General features: G+C 39.5%; 14 protein-coding genes. 4 read left to right on the forward strand and 10 right to left on the reverse strand.

Annotated features, from left to right (window positions below; genetic code table 11):
* Positions 1–217 precede the first annotated feature (217 nt).
* The 4 genes from mreD to rpsO all read right to left on the reverse strand — a co-directional run bounded on the left by mreD (position 218) and on the right by rpsO (position 4,336).
* Positions 218–727, reverse strand: coding sequence for a rod shape-determining protein MreD (gene mreD / locus IGL56_RS11695; protein WP_002354987.1), 510 nt, complete (start codon positions 725–727; stop codon positions 218–220).
* A complete protein-coding gene (mreC, locus tag IGL56_RS11700) occupies positions 724–1,584 on the reverse strand; it encodes a rod shape-determining protein MreC (RefSeq protein WP_002383273.1) in 861 nt (286 codons plus the stop codon). The genes mreD and mreC overlap by 4 nt, the downstream gene beginning before the upstream one ends.
* Before the next feature lie 181 nt (positions 1,585–1,765).
* Positions 1,766–3,880: a polyribonucleotide nucleotidyltransferase gene (gene pnp, locus IGL56_RS11705; protein ID WP_002354984.1), complete on the reverse strand. Its 2,115-nt coding sequence runs from the start codon at positions 3,878–3,880 to the stop codon at positions 1,766–1,768.
* A 186-nt stretch (positions 3,881–4,066) separates the two neighbouring features.
* Positions 4,067–4,336 carry a 30S ribosomal protein S15 gene (gene rpsO / locus IGL56_RS11710; protein ID WP_002354983.1) on the reverse strand — a complete coding sequence of 90 codons (270 nt, stop codon included), beginning with the start codon at positions 4,334–4,336 and terminating at the stop codon, positions 4,067–4,069.
* A gap of 279 nt (positions 4,337–4,615) precedes the next feature.
* Between rpsO and def the strand changes: the two genes are divergently transcribed.
* On the forward strand, positions 4,616–5,179 hold the full coding sequence (gene def / locus IGL56_RS11715) for a peptide deformylase (RefSeq protein WP_002354981.1): 564 nt from the start codon (positions 4,616–4,618) through the stop codon (positions 5,177–5,179).
* Between the two features lie 46 nt (positions 5,180–5,225).
* Here the strand turns inward: def and IGL56_RS11720 are convergent, their stop codons facing one another.
* From IGL56_RS11720 to IGL56_RS11730, 3 genes are all read right to left on the reverse strand, one after another.
* Positions 5,226–6,002, reverse strand: a complete 777-nt coding sequence (locus IGL56_RS11720; protein WP_002354979.1) for a Cof-type HAD-IIB family hydrolase — start codon at positions 6,000–6,002, stop codon at positions 5,226–5,228.
* A 9-nt stretch (positions 6,003–6,011) separates the two neighbouring features.
* Positions 6,012–6,665, reverse strand: a complete 654-nt coding sequence (locus IGL56_RS11725; RefSeq protein WP_002354978.1) for a DNA alkylation repair protein — start codon at positions 6,663–6,665, stop codon at positions 6,012–6,014.
* Positions 6,666–6,736: 71 nt separating this feature from the next.
* Positions 6,737–7,540 carry a formate/nitrite transporter family protein gene (locus tag IGL56_RS11730; RefSeq protein WP_002365340.1) on the reverse strand — a complete coding sequence of 268 codons (804 nt, stop codon included), beginning with the start codon at positions 7,538–7,540 and terminating at the stop codon, positions 6,737–6,739.
* A gap of 323 nt (positions 7,541–7,863) precedes the next feature.
* On the opposite strand from IGL56_RS11730, the gene rpsD reads away from it, so the two are divergent.
* The 3 genes from rpsD (at position 7,864) to lepB (ending at position 9,781) form a co-directional block, all read left to right on the forward strand.
* A complete protein-coding gene (gene rpsD, locus IGL56_RS11735; protein ID WP_002365342.1) occupies positions 7,864–8,475 on the forward strand; it encodes a 30S ribosomal protein S4 in 612 nt (203 codons plus the stop codon).
* A 159-nt stretch (positions 8,476–8,634) separates the two neighbouring features.
* Positions 8,635–9,183, forward strand: coding sequence for a biotin transporter BioY (locus tag IGL56_RS11740; RefSeq protein WP_002354975.1), 549 nt, complete (start codon positions 8,635–8,637; stop codon positions 9,181–9,183).
* Between the two features lie 61 nt (positions 9,184–9,244).
* Positions 9,245–9,781, forward strand: coding sequence for a signal peptidase I (lepB, locus tag IGL56_RS11745; protein ID WP_002385230.1), 537 nt, complete (start codon positions 9,245–9,247; stop codon positions 9,779–9,781).
* A 54-nt stretch (positions 9,782–9,835) separates the two neighbouring features.
* Here the strand turns inward: lepB and IGL56_RS11750 are convergent, their stop codons facing one another.
* From IGL56_RS11750 to IGL56_RS11760, 3 genes are all read right to left on the reverse strand, one after another.
* On the reverse strand, positions 9,836–13,738 hold the full coding sequence (locus tag IGL56_RS11750; protein ID WP_002354973.1) for a WxL domain-containing protein: 3,903 nt from the start codon (positions 13,736–13,738) through the stop codon (positions 9,836–9,838).
* Positions 13,739–14,232: 494 nt separating this feature from the next.
* Positions 14,233–19,443 carry a WxL domain-containing protein gene (locus IGL56_RS11755; protein WP_010816053.1) on the reverse strand — a complete coding sequence of 1,737 codons (5,211 nt, stop codon included), beginning with the start codon at positions 19,441–19,443 and terminating at the stop codon, positions 14,233–14,235.
* Positions 19,430–19,792: an LPXTG cell wall anchor domain-containing protein gene (locus IGL56_RS11760; RefSeq protein WP_002354971.1), complete on the reverse strand. Its 363-nt coding sequence runs from the start codon at positions 19,790–19,792 to the stop codon at positions 19,430–19,432. Before IGL56_RS11760 ends, IGL56_RS11755 begins: the two co-directional genes overlap by 14 nt.
* Positions 19,793–20,142 lie beyond the last annotated feature (350 nt).

Here is a 20,142-nt window from a genome sequence, read left to right on the forward strand (position 1 = left end):
AATTGTAGCATAGCTGTATGTCACTGAGATAATATGGATGTTACAGTAATATTTCAATTTTCTTCTTGTAAATGACAAAAAAAAGCTTCACTTTTTTCACAACTTTCTTCAAGGCTCCAGGGTAAGCTTCTCATCGTTTTGTTATTTAAAAAAAATAAAAAAAGCGAAAAATGCTAACAAATAAGCATTTTTCGCAAACGAACAAAATTTCCAATTTTTATTTTACGGAAAACAGTTTTTTCAGTGGATAAGATAAAATAACATACCACACCATGTTCAATAGCAATGTAGGGCCCAACACACGTGTAATAAATAAAATTGGGCTGACATCCGCTAAATGAAAGGCCACTTGAATCAGTACCGCAATCAGTTCATACAACGTGGTAAAAATGACGATCCCAAAAAAACCAGTTAATAAATTTGTTTGAATTACTTCTTTAAATGTATACATCAACATAACCGAAAGCGTCAGCGCAACTGTATAAATCCCGATAATGCCAATGTAGTAGCTATCGCAAATGAAGCCTAAAATTAACGAAGTAATTAATAAATAACGTTTAGAAAAATTAGGAACGGCAAACATAAACGCAAGTAATAACAGATGAGAACTGGCGAAGTAAACATTACTTGTCCACGTTTCAAAAGACTTTGTTAAATGTGCATCAATTAACATTAAGAAAAACAAGAGAATAGGTGTGACGTATTTTAAATACTCTTTCCGAATCATTCGCTTTCCCCTGCCGATCTTTTCACGACCGTCACAACGGAGATACCATAGACATCCGCATAAGGTTTCACATACACTTCACGATCTAAACCAAAACTATCTGGTTTCACTTTAATAACTGTCCCTACCGCTAAATCGGCTGGGGAATTACCACCTAAGCCAGAAGTCTGAACGACATCGCCTTCTTTCAGAGTGGCATCGCCAGTTAATTGTGACACAATTAATGCATTCGTCTTATTGTCGTAATTTTTAAGTAAACCAAATGATTCGCCATTTGCGGAAGTTACTCGCACAGGGAAATGGTTCGAGTTAACATTTTTAGACGTTAGTAGTTCCACTTTTGCAGTCGTTGCATTGACTTCAATAACACGCCCCACTAACCCTTTTTGCGCCATGACCGCCATGCCCGCTTCAATGCCGTCATTGGTTCCTTTATCGATAATTAATAAGTCTTGCCAAGTATCCGGCGAACGCGTAATGACATTCGCAGTTACTTTTTCATAGTTGGCTAACGTTTCGTTCAGATTCAATTCTTGTTTTAAACTATCAATTTCACGTTTATAGTTATTGTTTTGGACAGCTAATTCATTATAGCTATCAATTTTTTCTTTTAGACGTTCGTTTTCTTTAAACGTGTTAATTAAATTGCCCATTGAAGACAAGCCATTTTCCACCACACGAGCTGGAAAAGAAATCACACGGTCCACCATACTAACGCTATTATTGACGCCACCTTGAACGACATTGGTTTTGCCTTTTTCAGAACGTTGCGCAGCAGTTAAACTAATAATGGTTACTAAAATAATGACTAAAATTAAGGTAATGATTATATTTTTATTTGGATTAAATTTTTTCACAAAGACACCCCAGATATTCTTCAGACTGATAGTATTAATTTTACCACTAATAGACTATAAACAAAAGAGTTGGCGATCGTCTTTAGCTTTTTTTATCATTTCTTTTTTAGGGCTTGTTTTCAACGAAAAAACCAACGAAAAGAAAGGAAGCTTCCTTGGTTTTCGTTGGTTTAAAAAGAAATTATTTTTCTTTGTTTTCTTCGTTTAATAATGCTTTTCTTGACACGTTGACACGGCCTTGTTTGTCAATTTCAGTTACTTTGACAAGGACTTCGTCGCCTAATTTCACGACATCTTCAACGTTGTTCACACGTTCGTTTGCTAATTGAGAAATATGGATCAAGCCATCTTTGCCTTTAATTAGGTTAACAAACGCACCAAATTTTTCAATGCGGACAACTTTTGCTAAGTAAACTTGACCGACTTCAACTTCTTTGGTTAATTCTTCAATAATCTTGATGGCTTTTTTAATCATTTCAGCATCTGATGAAGCAATACTTACGTTACCGTCTTGATCGATATCAATCTTAACGCCGGTTTCATCAATAATGCTGTTGATTGTTTCGCCACCTTTACCAATGACATCTTTAATTTTCGCTGGTTTAATTTGAATCATTTCAATTTTCGGTGCATATTGACTTAATTCTTCACGAGGAGCAGCAATCGTTGTTGTTAATTCTTCTAGAATTTCCATCCGTGCTTTCTTCGCTTGGTCTAATGCTTCCGTTAAAATTTGTTCTGTAATTCCTTGGATTTTGATGTCCATTTGTAAAGCAGTGATTCCGTCTTTCGTTCCCGCTACTTTAAAGTCCATATCGCCAAGGTGGTCTTCTAAACCTTGAATATCTGTTAAGATTGTATAGTTTTCGCCATCACTAACAAGACCCATTGCAATACCTGCAACTGGCGCTTTAATTGGCACACCCGCATCCATTAATGCTAATGTTCCCGCGCAAATACTTGCTTGTGAAGAAGAACCATTTGATTCTAACACTTCTGCTACTAAGCGGATTGTGTAAGGGAAGTCTTCTTCTGATGGAATAATTTGTGCTAAGGCACGTTCACCTAACGCACCGTGACCGATTTCACGACGACCTGGTGAGCCCGCGCGTCCTGTTGAACCAACAGAGAATTGTGGGAAGTTATAATGATGGATGAAACGTTTGCTATCTTGGACACCCAACCCATCGATAATTTGATGTTCCCCTAAAGGCGCTAATGTACAAACGGATAAAGCTTGTGTTTGACCCCGAGTAAATAAGCCAGAACCATGCACACGTGGTAAAATACTTACTTCTGATGATAAATGACGAATTTCGTCTAATTTACGGCCATCCGGGCGAATCTTATCGATCGTGATTAACTCACGTACGACATCTTTTTCAAGATCTTCCGCAATTTGTTTCACTTCTTTTAGTAATTGCGCTTCTTCTTCGTGTTCCGCAAATTTTTCAGCGTAAACTTCTTTGACTGTATCTTTTACTTTGTCAATTTCAACTTCACGTGCTAATTTTTCTTCCGTCATTACGGCTGTTTTCATTGTATTGTAGTACGCATCAAAAATTTCTTTTTTAAGATCAGCGTCCACTTGTAATAAGTCCACGTCCATTTTTGGTTTACCTACAGCGGCAACGATTTCTTCTTGGAACGCCACTAGTTCTTTAATGGCATCAAAACCGAAAAGTAAGGCACCTAACATATCTTCTTCTGATACTTCTTTGGCACCACTTTCAACCATGTTGATGGCTTCTTTTGTTCCAGCAACAGTTAATTCAATATCTGTTTGTTCCGCTTGTTCTACCGTTGGATTTAAAACATATTCGCCATTAATACGGCCAACGTCAACACCAGCAATTGGTCCATCAAACGGAATATCTGAAATTGCTAACGCTAAGGAAGACCCAAACATTGCAGCCATTTCTGGTGTACAGTCTTGCTCCACACTCATAACGATGTTCGTAATTTGAACTTCGTTACGGAAGCCTTCTGAGAACATTGGACGAATAGGACGGTCGATTAAACGAGCGGTTAATGTCGCACGTTCACTTGGACGACCTTCACGTTTAATGAAGCCGCCAGGAATTTTTCCTACCGCATACATTTTTTCTTCATAGTTTACAGTTAATGGGAAAAAGTCTACATCTTTTGCTTCTTTAGAGGCAACAGCAGCACTTAAAACGACCGTATCGCCGTAACGTACTAAGACAGCTCCATTGGCTTGTTTGGCTAATTGGCCGATTTCTACTTCTAGTGGGCGGCCGCCCCAAGTTGTTTTAAAGACTTGTTTTTCTGTCATGATTCTTCTCCTTTACTCTTGCTCTTTGGAAAAGTCAGACGGCTACTAAACAAATGAAAAAGTAACAAGTCGTTGCTGCTCTTTCATTTGGTTAGTAGTTCCTAAAAACTTTCCAAAGAGGACCTTCAATAGTGACAATAAGATAAAAAGCGAGATTCTGATTGAACCTCGCTTTATACGTAATGATTAACGACGTAATCCTAAACGTTGGATCAATTCGCGGTAACGTTGGATGTCAGTTTTACGTAAGTAAGCTAACAAGTTACGACGGTGACCGATTTTTTTCATTAAACCACGGTAAGAATGGTGATCTTTTTTGTGTGTACGCGCATGTTCGTTCAATTGGTTAATGTCTTCAGTTAAGACAGCAATTTGTACTTCTGGAGAACCAGTATCTCCTTCATGACGTGCGTATTCTTTAATGATTTCGTTTTTTCTTTCTTGTGAAATTGCCATTTGTTCCACCTCTTTCTCTATTATTCGTCTGATCACTGAGTGAAGCGTTGGTGACTCGCTAAACCAAGTGATAGATGGTGTGTTTCCACACAAGCTTACTTTACAGGAAACACCGCTAAAATGCAAGCTTAATCTCTATTATTCGATAGTTTTTTTAAACAATCTAGCCCCTTTTTTGGTGATTTTGTGATACACTAAATGGTGGTAAACAACTGATTATTTCAGCGCATGAATAAATAAAAGAAGAATTTTTTTATGTTTCAAAGGAGGAACCATTGAATGATTACAATGAAAGATATTATTCGTGAAGGGAATCCCACACTTCGTGCTGTGGCAGAAGAAGTGCCTGTCCCTATCACTGAGGAAGACCGACAATTAGGCGAAGACATGTTGACTTTCTTAAAAAATAGTCAAGATCCAGTCAAAGCCGAAGAATTACAATTACGTGGTGGCGTTGGTTTAGCTGCACCACAATTAGATATTTCTAAACGAATTATTGCTGTCCATGTTCCTAGTAACGACCCAGAAAACGAAACGCCTTCATTAAGTACGGTGATGTACAACCCTAAAATTTTGAGCCATTCTGTGCAAGATGTATGTTTAGGTGAAGGGGAAGGCTGTTTATCTGTCGATCGGGATGTGCCTGGGTATGTCGTTCGCCATAACAAAATTACCGTCAGTTATTTTGACATGGCTGGCGAAAAACACAAAGTTCGTTTAAAAAACTACGAAGCGATTGTGGTTCAACATGAAATTGATCATATTAATGGCATCATGTTCTACGATCATATTAACAAAGAAAATCCATTTGCTTTAAAAGAGGGCGTTTTAGTCATCGAATAAAGAAAAAAACTGGGCCGTTTGTTTTCAGACAAACGGCCCAGTTTTTTTAAATGGCCTTCATTTCTTTTAAGGCTTTCCAAATCCCATCATTATCATTTGTATCTGTGACCATCGTAGCCGCTTTTTGAATGGAAGGACTCGCATTGCCCATTGCAACGCCAATTCCTGCATGACTTAACATTTCTCGGTCATTTTCGCCATCCCCAAAGGCAATGATATTTTTTGCATCAATACCCACACGTTTAGCTAAATACGTTAACGTAGCTGATTTTGAGCCATCTTTAGGCACAACATCTACGCTATGTTGATGCCAGCGAATAAAGCGAAATTCTGGGTATTCTTCTTCAAACGTACACTGATCTTCTGCGTCATAAAAAGCCAGCGCTTGGTAAATATCATTTTGACGATAAAAGTGTTCATCATAAGCAGGTGAATGAAAATGAAAAGAGTTCATCGCAATTTCCATTTTTTCAGCACGGTGCTGGTTGCTCTTCTTAATATCATCTAAGCCCACACAAGCAAATCCTAAGCCGCGTTGATCACTGTCTTGTGCCAAACGTTCCAACGCTTCAGCGTGCAACAAATTTTGATAATATTGCTCATGATCCACAAAAGCCGCGGCGCCATTACATAATACGTAATTGGTAAAATCTAAATCCCAAATCACCTCTTGCGCCATATAACGACTTCTGCCAGTTGCCAGCGTAACTAAGTGTCCTTGCTCCCGCAATTTTGCTAGCGCTTCTCTCGTGCTATCCAATGCTTTCTTCTCCGAATTTAACAACGTCCCATCAATATCAAATGCAAAAAGTTTTCTTTCCATCATTTCTCCTTATTCGCTCGCTTTCGCTAAATATTTACTGCCTTCTCGTTGTGCTAAAGGACTCAACACTAATTCTTTCATCAATTCCTCGACCCATTGCGGATTCGTTTTACTATATTGGCGTAATGACCACCCAATCGCTTTTTGAATGAAGAACTCCTCTGTAGTTCTATCATAAATAATCGCCTTTTTCAACAGGTCCTGATTGGTCTTTTCTTTCAACATCAACTGTAAATTCAGCGCAACACGCCGATTCCAGAAATTTTCAGCGCCATAAAAAAGGGCAAAAATCGTTGGCAATTCAGTCAGATGCAACGCCACCCACGACCCAAAAAATTTTCGCCAAGCATCCACACTGTCCCACCACGCTTTTTGTGGAACATAGGCTTTAAACGCTACGACCTCTTCTAATGAAAATCTCCGAACATTTTGAAGGGCTAAATCAATAGCGACATACTGATATTCTCGTTCTGTTTTTTGATAATAAGCCTCAATCTCTTGGCATAATTTTTCCTTTGGCCACGTATGACTTTCTTTTAAAAGTTGTTTACTTAACGCTTGACGTTCTGGGGCGGGGATGCCTGCAAAAACAAATTGATGTTTCATATAAGCAGACATTTTTGCTGCTGTTTCTGGGTTCTTCTGAAATTGAAGTGTGTCCATTCCTTCGCTCCTTATAATAAAAAAACTATACTAAAACAGTGTACCATGTTTTAGTATAGTTGGTTGGTCAATTAATCAAAATACGTTAAGTTTTTGTTGTCTTTATCTAACCAGGCATAGCCGAGACCCATAATTAAGCCACCACCGATAAAGTTACCGATAAAGGCCCAGAACAGATTATGAACAACATTACCAGCTGTGAAAGCTTCAATTGCGCCGTTCGAAGCAAAGTAAGCTAAACTGAAGGCTGGGAAGTTGGCAATCACGTGTTCAAAACCAAGGAACGCAAAGATAAAGATAATGAAAATAATGGCCGCGACTTTGCCGGCGTCATCTTTCATTCGCATACTCACTAATACGGCTGTATTAACTACAATATTGGCGAACATAGCTTCAACTAAAATCTGTAGGGTGGTTTTTTCTAATTTTCCAGCAATCGATGTAAAGAAGAAACTATCTTTTGGCAAATCTTGGAACGGCACCGTAAGTGATACCAAGAAACCAAACAAGACGCCACCAATTAAATTGAATAAGATACAGGTAAATAAAATTTTTGCAGCTAAGGAAAAGTTGACTTTTTTACGATAGACCCCAACAGTCATGTACAACATATTCGAGGTACCAAGTTCGGCATTCATATATAAAATCATTACAAGTGACCAACTGAACATGAAGGCGTAAAGCATTTTCCCTAAACCATGAGAAATTCCTTCTCCTTTAATTGCGATTGCAAAAGCAACGGCTGTTCCCAACGTTAAAAATAGACAAGCAAGCATTGCACGAACAGCGTAGCGGGAAAAGCTGTTTGAGAATAAATTCACTTTCTTGTCGATGGATTTATCAATTTGTTCAAACAATGGTGAACCAGACTTCATTGTAAACTCCCTTTCATTCCGTTTTCAACTTATATTTTCAAAACATCTCCCCTTATTCTAATGAGGAAAAGTGTTTTTGTCTACCTTTTTTTCAGATTTCACTTTAAAACCTTGACGTTTCCTATCCTATTAAGTATACTAGACTTTGTGTAAAATAATTGCAGCAGAAGAATAATAACTCGTCAACAGTTCATTGCCAAACTTGGTTCAACTGCGTAACCGCGGCTGCAAAGGCGAAGGTTGAAGAATGAACTGAACGAATATGAATTTTTCATCTAATTATTTTACTCCAAAAAAACATTTATTTATTGGAGGAATTTTTAATGTCTCGTTATACTGGACCATCATGGAAAGTATCTCGTCGTCTAGGTATCTCTTTATCAGGTACTGGTAAAGAACTAGCTCGTCGCCCTTACAAACCAGGACAACACGGACCTAACAGCCGTGGTAAAGTTTCTGAATACGGAATGCAATTAACTGAAAAACAAAAATTACGTCATATGTATGGCATGAACGAACGTCAATTCCGTACGTTGTTCATTAAAGCAAGCAAAATCAAAGAAGGTAAACACGGTGTTAACTTCATGGTTTTACTAGAACAACGCTTAGATAACGTTGTTTACCGTTTAGGTCTTGCAACTACTCGTCGTCAAGCACGTCAATTAGTTAACCATGGCCACATCACTGTAGACGGCAAACGTGTTGATATTCCATCATACCACGTTGAAGTTGGTCAAGTGATCGGTGTTCGTGAAAAATCTCAAAACATCTCAACAATTAAAGAAGCGGTTGAAGCAACTGTTGGACGTCCAGCATTCGTAAGCTTTGACACTGAAAAATTAGAAGGTAGCTTCACTCGTTTACCAGAACGTGATGAACTTTACCCAGAAATCGACGAAGCACTTGTCGTTGAATACTACAACCAAAAACTTTAAGATTTCAAAAGGTCGAACTACGGTTCTTACCTTCTTTCAAAACCTTGCCTTTCTTGGCAAGGTTTTTTTCTTTGCCCTCTTTACAAAATTGTTTACTTCCGCTAAACTATTGTTAACCAAATAAAAATAATTGGTTAACAATAGAAAGTGAGGCTTCTTATGAATAAAGCATCGTTACGCTCTTTAATTTTAGCAGCAGAATTCGCTGTGATTATTGCTGTACTTTCACAATTTACAATTCCATTGGGGATTGTCCCCTTAACTGGACAAACATTTGCCATCGGCTTAACCGCTACCGTTTTGGGCAAGCGAACGGGGACCTACGCTATTTTAATTTACTTCTTATTAGGATTAATTGGTTTACCCGTTTACGCTGGGATGTCTAGTGGGTTCGGTGTACTCTTTGGACCAACTGGCGGCTATTTAATCGGCTTTATCTTTAACGGCTTATTAACTGGTTATATTTTAGAAAAAACAACCTTTAACTATACTTGGGCCATTATCGCAAATATTGCTGGCGCCTTAGTTACCTTAGTTTTCGGTATGATTTGGTTGAAATATTCCGCAAATCTGCCGTGGCCAAACGCTTTCGCTGGCGGGTTTGCTCCGTTTATTATTCCTGGTATCATCAAGGCTGTCGCAGCTGCTTATGTTGGTATTTTAATTCGCCAACGCTTTATGAAACGTTTTTTAGCACACCTTTCTTAAGGGGAAAACTTTTTTCTTTTCCTTGTCTGTAGTACACTAAAAGGACAAAGGAGTGAAGTCCATGTCCTCATTATTAAAACGATTGGTTCAGTTGGTTTTGTTAGTCGTCGCTGTCTTGCTGATTCGACACTATGTTTTCTCCCCTGCTGCGGTGAACGGCTCTTCAATGGAACCAACACTTCATAACAACGACCGTTTATGGGTGACCTCGATTAAAAAGCCTCAGCGCTTTGATATTATCGCTTTCCCTAGTCCTCGCAACGGCCAACGAGTAGCCAAACGTTTAATTGGTTTACCTGGCGAAACAGTCGAGTATCGCGATGATACCCTTTATATTAATGGTGTATCACTCAGTGAAGATTACTTAGCAAGTGCTAAACGAAATGTCTCTAAAAATGAAAATTATACCCAAGATTTTACGCTAGAGACCTTAGAAGCCACCCAATCCCTGACCGTTCCAGAAGGCATGTATTTTGTCTTGGGGGATAATCGCCCGCGCTCAGATGACAGTCGTTACTTTGGCTTTGTTAAACAAGCGAGTGTGGAAGGTGTTTTGACTTTTCGTTATTATCCATTAGATAAAATTGGCTTTCCATAAAATAGTAAACCGCCCTCAAAAAGTCTAACTTTTTGGGGGCGGTTTACTATTTTTTTAAGGTCCAGTGACTAAGTTCCACGTCACCGTTCCTTGATATTTCTCATTTATTTTCCCTTGATTGGCAGGGACTTCTAATTTCACATTGGCAAAATCAAAATCTAATTGATAGACATCATTACCTGTAAATTGGTTATTAAGAATTACTGGTGTAGATGTGCCGTCACTCGTCAAAGTTAAGGCTTTCGTAACCCCAACTTTATTTGTTAACTCTGTGACTTGATTATAGTTTTCGATTGCTATAACATCCGCACTTCCTAATAATAAACGCGTACTAGTTGGCAAACTATCAGCTGATGCTGTTAACTGTGACAATTGTGCTGTTAACTGCCAATTAGGTTGGCTTGTCTTTATTCGTAGATATGGATTACGTGTGCCGTTGCCATAGTAATCAGCTGCTTTTTTCAGTCCGTACTGCTTAGTGCTACTGTTAATCGTAATTTTCCCAAAATCAAACGTTGGTGTACTAATGAAACCTTCTTCTACTGGTGTTGGCGTAATCGTTTGATCTTCTCCTTGAATACGTACAAAGTTACTAGCTGTCACTGCAGAAAAGTTTCCACTAGCTGTCATTTCTGCGGTTAAAAGTTGTCTTGGTTCTCCCGTAATTTTCGCTGTGTTCACTGTCACTAAGGCTTCGCCGTTCACAGGAATCTCTATATCTAAGTTAACTCCTGCTTGCCATTGTTCTGCCGTCACTGGAATAATTTTATTTGGTGTATTACCAATGCGAACAGCTAATTGTGTTGGTGGTGAAATACCTGCCGCCCATTTGGCCGTTGGAGCTAGTTTAACGTTGGTCAATGGAACTTCACTGGTATTTTTTAGTTTAACTATCCACATCATAGAAGCTTCATTTGGGATCACTTCTAGTAACCGACTAACCGTCATTTCTGCTGTTGGTTGGACTTCCTCATAGACCGCTGTCATGTCATCTTTATCGTCGTAAGTAACGGCGTAACTTGGTGTTTTAGTCGTTGTCAAGGTGCCTGGTTTGGTTTTACCTTTGTACCAGCCTTTGAACTTATAGGATTTATCTCCTGTTGTATAAGTGTCTGGTAAGGCTTTCGTACTAGCATAAGTGAAATTATCACTGTCAATCACCGTTTGTTTTCCTTGCGTGAAGCCTGTTGGCGGTGTAATTTTAGCGCCGCTTGGATCCACAAAGTTTTCAGTGACACGACGGTTTTCTAAATAATAGTAGATTGTTCCCTCTGGAGAAGCTAAGTTATAGTTTTTTCCGACTGTCCCTGAATAAATTCCCATAGCATACAACGTGTTATTCGGGTCCCATGTCCAAAAAGCTCGTCTGGTTCTAAAAAAAGTTCCAGCGTTAGTTAATTTGAAGGCTTCTACTCCGTCAGCTTGAGAAACAACCGTATATGGCGCTTCTATATTTTTCCGGATCTCTTTGGTCATAGGATACTTTGTTTTATCTCCCGTATAAGTAGCTAGCGGTGTAATCGACATTGTCTTATATTGTTTAGGAATTGTATGATTAACAGACCTTGCACCGTATGTCTTAAGCTTATCTATCGGGAAATCATATGACTTGCCAGGAATCGATAATTTTTTTAATTTACTCATCACTTCATCAGTTCCTTGAATTTTCCCTAATACTGTTGATTCAGTTTCGTCACTTTCACCTAATTCGGCTTCTACAGAAAAGCCTGCTGTATTCAATAGGTTACCTGCCTCATCAACATAACCAAAGTAAACATCTTTGGCTGGTAAATTATACGTTTTCATCACGACTTCTTCATAGACTACCGTCAAATCATCATCATCATTATAAGTGACTGGATAACTGGGAGCTTTGGTCGTCGTCAAGGTGTCTGGTTTGTTTTTACCTTTGTACCAGCCTTTGAACTGATAGGTTTTCGTGCCGACTTTATAGGTATCTGGCAAATCTCCGCTTTGCTTAAAGGTGTACGAATCACTAGTAATTACTGTTTTTTTCCCTTGGGCGAAACCTGACGGTGCGGTGATTTTAGTACCATTGGTATCTACGAAGTTTTCCGTAACACGACGATTTTCTAGGTAAAGATACATACGTGCATTTTCATCTAGTGTATAGACACTCGGTTCTACTCCTTTACCAGTAATAGTCGCACTTAATAGTGTTGCAAGTCTAACATTTGTAGGCATTGATGACCAGTATATACCGCTCATCGTAAACTTTTGTGGATCTGTTGTCGGGTCAAGACCAATTCGCCATCCAGTTGTATCGATGTCACTTTTGACACCACTTCTTAAACTAAGACGATACGTTTCTGGAATAGAGTAGGCTGTACCTGTATAATTTGGGCCAGGTTGATACGTTACGGTTTTATACATTTTGGGCAACGTAAAGGTTGCATTGCGAACTCCATATTGCAACGGCGTAGGTCTTTCTGTATCGAAAACTCGACCTGGTATAGTGATTTCTTTTACTGCGCTATTATTGTTAGTCGGGACTGGGCCAATTGGCGTCACTTTGCCATCCGCAACTTCAACTAATTCTCCAGTAAAGCCATAACGATCAGCAAATGTCAGCCCCCCTGTTTCATTGATAAATAGGACACGATACATGCGATCAGGCAAAGTCACTGGATTCTGAATCGCCTTATTCATCACCTGAACAGATGACATTCCTTTTCCTTCTTGAAAAGTCACAGGATTTTGAATCGCCTCATACACCACCGTCAAATCGTCATTCCCATCATAGGTCACCGCATAGCTTGGCGCTTTGGTCGTGGTCAAGGTATTTGGCTTGGTTTTGCCTTTGTACCAGCCTTTGAATTTGTAGGTTTTGCCGTCTGCTTGATAGGTGTCCGGCAAAGTACTAGCTTGTTTGAAGGTGAAGTCATTGCTGGTCATTGGTGTTTTCTTGTTTTGGGTAAAACCTGTTGGCGGCGTGATAGCTACGCCGTTAGCATCTACGAACTTCTCGGTGACTTGTTTCCGAGTGACTACGTAATTAAGTGTTTCTCGGTACGTTGCAGTGCCATCAAATCCGTATAATACTGGTTCTACTGGAGTGCCAATGGGGGCGACACTCAGGATTCTTAAAAATTCATTACCATCCGTGTTTAGAGAGAAAACATTTTCACTGCTTTTAGAAAACACGCTATCTCTTGTGCGTAATACAAAAGGAGTCATATGATTTCCAAACTGCGGTAACTCAGTTGTTTGTTGTGCACTATATCTGGTCATCCTCAGTGTAGAATTGGGCACAGCAACAATACTGTCGACATACTTTAGCGTGTTATCAATCTTTAATTGTTCAACCGCGTATATATTCATCCTATAATTTGCTGGTAAATCTGTAAAAAAATCGTATGGTAAAGGAACCGTTGCATTGACAGCTACTCGATATTGACCGCCTTCTGCATTAGAAGAAGTAATTGGATAATTAACCGCATACGATCGCCATAAACTAGTTGCGTTTTCATATCCAAATTTAGTATACGTCCCTGATAACGTTAAGTTTTCATCAGTAAAAACTTGCCCTGATTCATTAGTGAAAGCCAAGGTTATTCTCGGATAAATCACTTGATTATTCGGCACCCAACGTGGCGAAATACTCGTTTGTCGGTCATTTTCACTACTATTTTCTGCAGGTTGTGCTGTTGTGTTTGTTTTTATCTCTGGTGTTTCCAGTGGCGCTTTTGTCTCTGCTTGTTTCGCTGTTTCCTGTGTTACTTCTTCCTGACTCGTTTCAGTCGTTTTTTGACTGCTTTCCGTACTTTCTTGCCTTGCGCTACTTGCTGGTGTTGCTTCCTTAATACTATTTGCCACTGTCGGGCTACTTTCACTCATAACTGTTTCCGCAATGGCTGTTACGCCAGAAAAGGCGTTAATCACTAAAGAACTACACAAGCCAATGGTTGCTAAGCGTTGCCAGTTAATTCTCTTCATGTCGTCCCTTCTTTCTATGTACCATTCCCGCCAAGCCGATGAAGGCTAAGCTGGGAATGCTAAAATTTGCTTGCCCCTTGTCCCTTCGTACAGGGCGCAAGGGTCAGTCGTGATAGCTTGTGCTGAACCACCTCTTAGGTGAGTTCCTTGTTGGAAGTAACTTTTGCCATTTTTGATTCATGCTATTCTCCTTTTTATGTATTGATTTATTGTTCATTGGTATATGTACAGCTTTTAATTTTCTCCATTATTCTATCAAAAAAAAGGTAGCCCTGAAATTTTAAATTTTGCTACAGCTAAGCTACTTTTCCGACGATTCCTATTATACCAAGGTAGAAGAGTCCTTTTTCACTAGAAAAACACTCGAAAATTAAGAGAATCTGCCATTTTGCTTCTGATTTTCAGCCAAATTCCTTAATTTCCATAAACAAAAGCTCAAAATGTTAGTGTTTGATACTAACATTTTGAGCTTTCCTCATGATAACTTAACTATTTTAAGGACCTGTAACTAGGTTCCACGTAATTGCGGCTTGGTATTGTTGCCCCTTGACCCCTTGGTTGGCTGGCACTTCAAGTTTGACATTGTTGAAGGTGAAGTCCAACTGATAAATATTACTCCCAGTGAATTGCTGGTTGGCAATAATCCTAGTGGCCGTGTTGTTGGCATTCAAACTAATGGTACTCGTAGTACCGACCGCATTTTTCAACTCGGTAGGTTGGTTGTAATTTGAGAAACTCGAAACAGGAGCCGCCCCTAACAATAAGCGGGTCGCTGTCGGCAAGCTGTCTGTCGCTGATTTTGGTTGCGACAGTTGCGCCGTTAAGCTCCAATTCGGTTGGGTTTTCTTGATCCGCAGATAGGGATTGCGTGTGCCGTTGCCATAGTAATCAGCGGCTTTTTTCAGGCCATGCTGTTGCGTGCTTCCCGCTACCCCAACTTGACCAAAATTGAAGGTTGGAACACTGATGAAGCCTTCAGCCGTTGGTGTCACAATTGCTTGATCATTGTCTTTCACACGCACGGTGGCCGAAGCAGAGACACCACTGTAATTCCCACTGGTGGTAATCCCAGCGCGCAAGACTTGCCCCGCTGTCCCCGTCGCTTTCGTAGTGAACTGAACCGTGGCAGATTTTCCTACGGGAATGTCAGTGCCTAAGCTAACACCATTGGTCCACGTAGTCGCTGTGACGGGAACTGTTTTCGCGGTTCCGCCAGCTGGCGTGACAATCATGGCGGTTGGTGCTGCTAAGCCGGTTGTCCAAGCGGTTGATTTCTTGATGGTCGCCGTGGTTAGTGGTGCTTGGCTTGTATTGGTAATTGTGGCACGCCAGGTGACATTACCGCCGCTAGTCACGGTTTCAGCGGTAGTGCGAGTTAAAGCGACACTTGCTTTCGGCACTTCTTCCTTATACATCGCCGTCATGTCGTCATTGCCATCAAAAGTTGTATTGTATGTTGGCGTAGTGCTTGTTGTTAAAGTATTAGGCTTCGTTTTACCTTTGTACCAGCCTTGGAAAGTATAGGTCTTGCCACCTGCGGTATAAGTTGCTGGCAAGGCTTTTGCGGCTGTGTACTTGAAGGTGTTGCTAGTCATCGGTATTTTGTTGCCCTGCGTGAAGCCTGTTGGCGGCGTGATTTTAGTGCCGTTGGTGTTCACGAAGGTTTCGGTGACTTGTTTACGAGTGACTTTGTAGTTTACGGTTTGCTTGTAGTCTGGAGTACCATCAAACCCGAATAATCTTGAAAAACTGCCACTTTCTGCTAACAATAACATTTTGGGAACTATATGCGAAAACGTTCCATTTCCCCAAATTGATTTTATCGCAAAAGTGTTATCTGTTTGCTTAACAAATGTTTTATCAATAGGATTTAATTCTGTCTGAGAAGTATTGTTTGGTTTGCCCTCAATGTCCGAAACTCCAGTATAATCGTACATTGTAGTGTGCGTGTCAGTAGTTTCTATCTTGTCAACATATTTCATTTGATTGGTAATATCCAAGTTATTTAATGCGTACCCTCTATTAGCAATGTCAGCAGGCATGGCTGTCCAATAATTATTTGGTACTGCAACACTACTCGTTGTTTCAATCTTATACTTATTTGTCACTGTTGTATCGCGCTTACCTACCATTGGGTAAAAGGCGCCCTTCGTTTCAAAAACAGTAGTGCCTGTCTTTCTGAGAAACTCAGTATAATTTCCAGAAAGAGTTAGCGGATTAGTAAAAGCTTTGCCTTGTTCATCAACAAATTGCGCATAGAATCCTGGATAAACAGCTGTTACTTCCTTATACATCGCCGTCATGTCGTCATTGCCATCAAAGGTTGTATTGTATGTTGGCGTAGTGCTTGTTGTTAAAGCATTAGGCTTCGTTTTACCTTTGTACCAGCCTTGGAAAGTATAGGTCTTGCCACCTGCGGTATAAGTTGCTGGCAAGGCTTTTGCGGCTGTGTACTTGAAGGTGTTGCTAGTCATCGGTATTTTGTTGCCCTGCGTGAAGCCTGTTGGTGGCGTGATTTTAGTGCCGTTGGTGTTCACGAAGGTTTCGGTGACTTGTTTACGAGTGACTTTGTAGACAAGTTTCGTCTGATTCACAGGATTTTCATTAAACAGTGCCATCATTAAAAGTGAGCTACCTCCTGAAGAACTATAGCCTAAGTGCATGTTGAAAAATCGATTATTTGCATTAGAAAAATAGGTTCCGTCTGAGCTAAAATTGAGCGAGTTAATCTGTTCTGTAGTCATATTATACTCTGTTGGTGCGATATTTGGATCAAAAATCGTGGAACTACCGCTAGTGTACTTATGACCATAATAGTTCAACGAGCTACTTTGAGCTGTATCTACTTGAATGGTATCAACATATTTTAGTTGTTGGTTGATGGTCAATTTATCAACATTAAATCGTAATCTGTTGGTAGCACTGATTGGTTGTCCATTATTATATTTTTTCAATAAATCTTGGGACAATGGCATACTACCATTGTTAATACTTACCGTATATTGTCCACTACCATTATTTTTTGAGGTCACGTCATATAAATCGGTTCTTAAGGATGCACTCGTACTTTGCGCATAGTACTTACCACTAAAGGTTAACGCTGGTGTGAAAGTACCGCCTTTTTCATTCACAAAGTTCATATTAATTGATGGATACAACGTTGTGACTGTCTCTTCTTCGTACACAACGTTCAAATCGTCATTATCATCATACGTCACCGCATAGCTTGGTGCTTTAGTCGTGGTCAAGGTGTTTGGCTTGGTTTTGCCTTTGTACCAACCTTTGAATTTGTAGGTTTTGCCACCTGTTGTGTAGGTGTCAGGTAAGGTACCAGCTTGTTTGAACGTATAGTTATTGCTAGTCATTGGTGTTTTTTTGTTTTGCGTGAAACCTGTTGGCGGCGTGATTTTAGTGCCGTTGGTGTCCACGAAGTTTTCGGTGACTTGTTTACGGGTGACTTTGTAGTTCATCGTATGTTTGTAATTAGTAGTCCCATCAAAGCCCATCAAAGTTACATTTCTTTGATTAGGCTGATCTTTCCCACCTATTCTTAACAAACGCGGTATTGTGGAAGCAGATCCATTAGCTCCAAAAATAGCATTAATAGAAAATCTCTGATTAGTATTTTTGATAAAAGCTCTTTCTAAAGGATGTAAAATATTAGGGAAATCAATCAAGATTGGGTCTATACCAACATATCCGACTAGATAATCAGCAGCTTGCAATGACGTATTCATCACTTCAATCTTATCTACATATTTCAACTCATTGGTGATTGTTAAATCATGTAACCCGTATTCACGCTTATCGTAGACATCCCCTGTTACATTTCCGTCATAAGTAGCCGAAATTGGAATACGTGACTGTGTTTCAATCTTATATTTATTGGATTGACTAGGATCTTTTGAACCAATCATCGGATACAGATTTCCTGTTGTTTCAAATATATTGACAGTTTTTTTTCTTAAAAACTGTGTATAATTTCCTGAAAATGTCAAAGGATTAGTAAAAGCTTTCCCTTGTTCATCGACAAATTCAGCATAGAAACCTGGATAAACCCATGTATCTCGTGGAACGACTTCCTCATACACCACATTCAAATCATCATTATCATCATAAGTCACCGCATAGCTTGGTGCTTTAGTCGCGGTCAAGGTGTTTGGCTTGGTTTTGCCTTTGTACCAGCCTTTGAACTTATAGGTTTTGCCGTCTGCTTGATAGGTATCTGGCAAGGTGCCACTTTGTTTAAAAGTGTACGCTTCACTATTAATAACCGTTCGCTTTCCTTGTGTGAATCCTGATGGTGGTGTAATTTTTTGTCCGTTACTATTAACAAAATTCTCATAAAGCTTTTTGTAATAAATATAATAATTAATAGTAGCACCAGAATTCCCTTTATTGAACTGTCCTGTTGTTCCTACAAGATTGTCACTAAACATAATATTGGTGCTTACTCCGCTATTAGAACTACGATTCGTTATACGCCATGTCTTACCAGTCGCTTTAGTAAAGTTATATGTTGAAATATCATAGTTACTTCTCGTATAAGTTGTTGATGTGTACGCTCTGGAAGTCATCACACCTGTTCGGCTGTCTGGAAGTGTTGCTTTAGGTGGTGCTAACACAATTTTATCAATTCTATTGGTGGTAGCTGTAGCAAAATTAATCACAATATCGTTACTAAAGAAAAACCACGAACCCCCGTTACTAGTACCTATATTTTTTAGTCCTGTATCAAACCTATAAAGCCCACTACCAGCATTTGTCATAGTTAAAGGATATCTTAACAGCGTCCCTTCTACTCTCGAATTGGTTGATTTAAATAATACTGGGTTTATGGAAAGACTCATTTGTTCCTTACTAGCCACTCCATCCTCATCGTAAAATTTTAAATTCCCTTTCAAACCTAAGTTACCAGAAAATCTATCCACATACGTCATTTCATTTCGTCTATTCACTGCGCCAAATCCATTAAATCGAATCGTGGAATCGATATATTTTTTTTCGTTGTGTGTACCCGAAGTAATTCTTGTCTGAAAATACAATGTTTTGATATACCCAGTATTTCCAGAAGTTCGCCCGTGTAGACGATTGATAAATGCAGTGACCGTCCTAGTCGACTCTGTCCAAACAAAATATTCGCCACCACTATTGGCATTATGAGAGCCTTCTCCTATAACTACATTTTGTTCCTCGGGGCCAACTTTGATAATAACTGACGTTGGTCTAGTCATTCCAGCTGCCAATTTTGATTCAATTCGAATCGGACCAACAATATCTGAATTTGTATCATCTGTTGTAATATTTTCCAGTTTCATTCGATAATCAACTACATCGTTAAGACGAACCGTGGTTCTATTCGTGGTTCCTGTAGCTGCCCAGACAAATGCTCTAGGCATAATTTTCGCTTGAATACCAGATGGTTCCAGCAGATTTTCTTCTTGAGCTATTTCCGTTGTATCTTCTTGTTCCACTGTTTCCTGTGTCACTTCTTCCCGACTCGTTTCAGTCGTTTCTTGACTGCTTTCCGTACTTTCTGGCGTTGCGCTACTTGCTGATGTTGCTTCCTTAGCGCTACTTGCTACTGTCGGACTACTTTCAATCGTGATGGTTTCCGCAACTGCGGTCACGCCAGAAAAAGCGTTAATCACTAAAGAACTACACAAGCCAATGGTTGCTAATCGTTGCCACTTAGTTTGCTTCATGTCGTCCCTTCTTTCTCTGGACCATTCCGACAAGACCAATCAAGACAAGACCAAGAATGCTAAGATTTGCCTGACTCTTGCTCCCTGTACGAGGGAGCTGCGAGCCAGTTGTGGTGGTCTGTGTCGAACCACCACTTCGTTGATCTCCTTGCGGAGGACCATCTGGTTCCTTGGGATCAGCAGCTGGCGCATCTGTTTTCGGTGGGGCATCTTTAGGAGCGGGTGTTCTCGGATTTTGGTAAAATTCAATCCCCACCGAACTAGAACCACCCTCAGATGCTTCAACATTTATAAAAAAACTAGGGGAAAATAGTAAACACGCAATTATTAAATAACGCTTTTTTTTCATTTAAAAACCTCCTTTTAACTCATTCACATTCTTCTATACAAAGAATGCGTAAACAACCTTTATCATACCTTTATAATAGCAAAGAACTCTTTGTTCAAAACATCATTTTTTTTCATTTGACAACATCTATTCGCGAAAATCCCTTATTAAGCAAGGGTTGCTACTCTTGTTATTTAAGCAAAAAAGGCTATCAAAACGTACTTTTCCATAGAAATCAGCCAGTCATCCCTTAATTTTTTTCAAAAAAACTAAAGAAAAGCTCACAATGTTAGTAATTAAAACTAACATTGTGAGCTTTTCTCATTTTTGACGATTGGATAATTCGATAAAATAACACTAAAACAAAAAAT

Origin of the sequence: Enterococcus sp. DIV1316a, from assembly GCF_050536915.1 — a bacterium.
Classification (GTDB): domain Bacteria; phylum Bacillota; class Bacilli; order Lactobacillales; family Enterococcaceae; genus Enterococcus; species Enterococcus faecalis.

What these genes read in the sequence shown, in the direction of transcription:
- IGL56_RS11720 (WP_002354979.1), bottom strand. Translation starts at nt 6,002, where the DNA reads ATGGAAAGAAAACTTTTTGCATTTGATATTGATGGGACGTTGTTAAAT.
- def (WP_002354981.1), top strand. Translation starts at nt 4,616, where the DNA reads ATGATTACAATGAAAGATATTATTCGTGAAGGGAATCCCACACTTCGT.
- mreD (WP_002354987.1), bottom strand. Translation starts at nt 727, where the DNA reads ATGATTCGGAAAGAGTATTTAAAATACGTCACACCTATTCTCTTGTTT.
- IGL56_RS11755 (WP_010816053.1), bottom strand. Translation starts at nt 19,443, where the DNA reads ATGAAGCAAACTAAGTGGCAACGATTAGCAACCATTGGCTTGTGTAGT.
- rpsO (WP_002354983.1), bottom strand. Translation starts at nt 4,336, where the DNA reads ATGGCAATTTCACAAGAAAGAAAAAACGAAATCATTAAAGAATACGCA.
- IGL56_RS11760 (WP_002354971.1), bottom strand. Translation starts at nt 19,792, where the DNA reads ATGAAAAAAAAGCGTTATTTAATAATTGCGTGTTTACTATTTTCCCCT.
- lepB (WP_002385230.1), top strand. Translation starts at nt 9,245, where the DNA reads ATGTCCTCATTATTAAAACGATTGGTTCAGTTGGTTTTGTTAGTCGTC.
- rpsD (WP_002365342.1), top strand. Translation starts at nt 7,864, where the DNA reads ATGTCTCGTTATACTGGACCATCATGGAAAGTATCTCGTCGTCTAGGT.
- IGL56_RS11725 (WP_002354978.1), bottom strand. Translation starts at nt 6,665, where the DNA reads ATGGACACACTTCAATTTCAGAAGAACCCAGAAACAGCAGCAAAAATG.
- IGL56_RS11730 (WP_002365340.1), bottom strand. Translation starts at nt 7,540, where the DNA reads ATGAAGTCTGGTTCACCATTGTTTGAACAAATTGATAAATCCATCGAC.
- IGL56_RS11750 (WP_002354973.1), bottom strand. Translation starts at nt 13,738, where the DNA reads ATGAAGAGAATTAACTGGCAACGCTTAGCAACCATTGGCTTGTGTAGT.
- pnp (WP_002354984.1), bottom strand. Translation starts at nt 3,880, where the DNA reads ATGACAGAAAAACAAGTCTTTAAAACAACTTGGGGCGGCCGCCCACTA.
- IGL56_RS11740 (WP_002354975.1), top strand. Translation starts at nt 8,635, where the DNA reads ATGAATAAAGCATCGTTACGCTCTTTAATTTTAGCAGCAGAATTCGCT.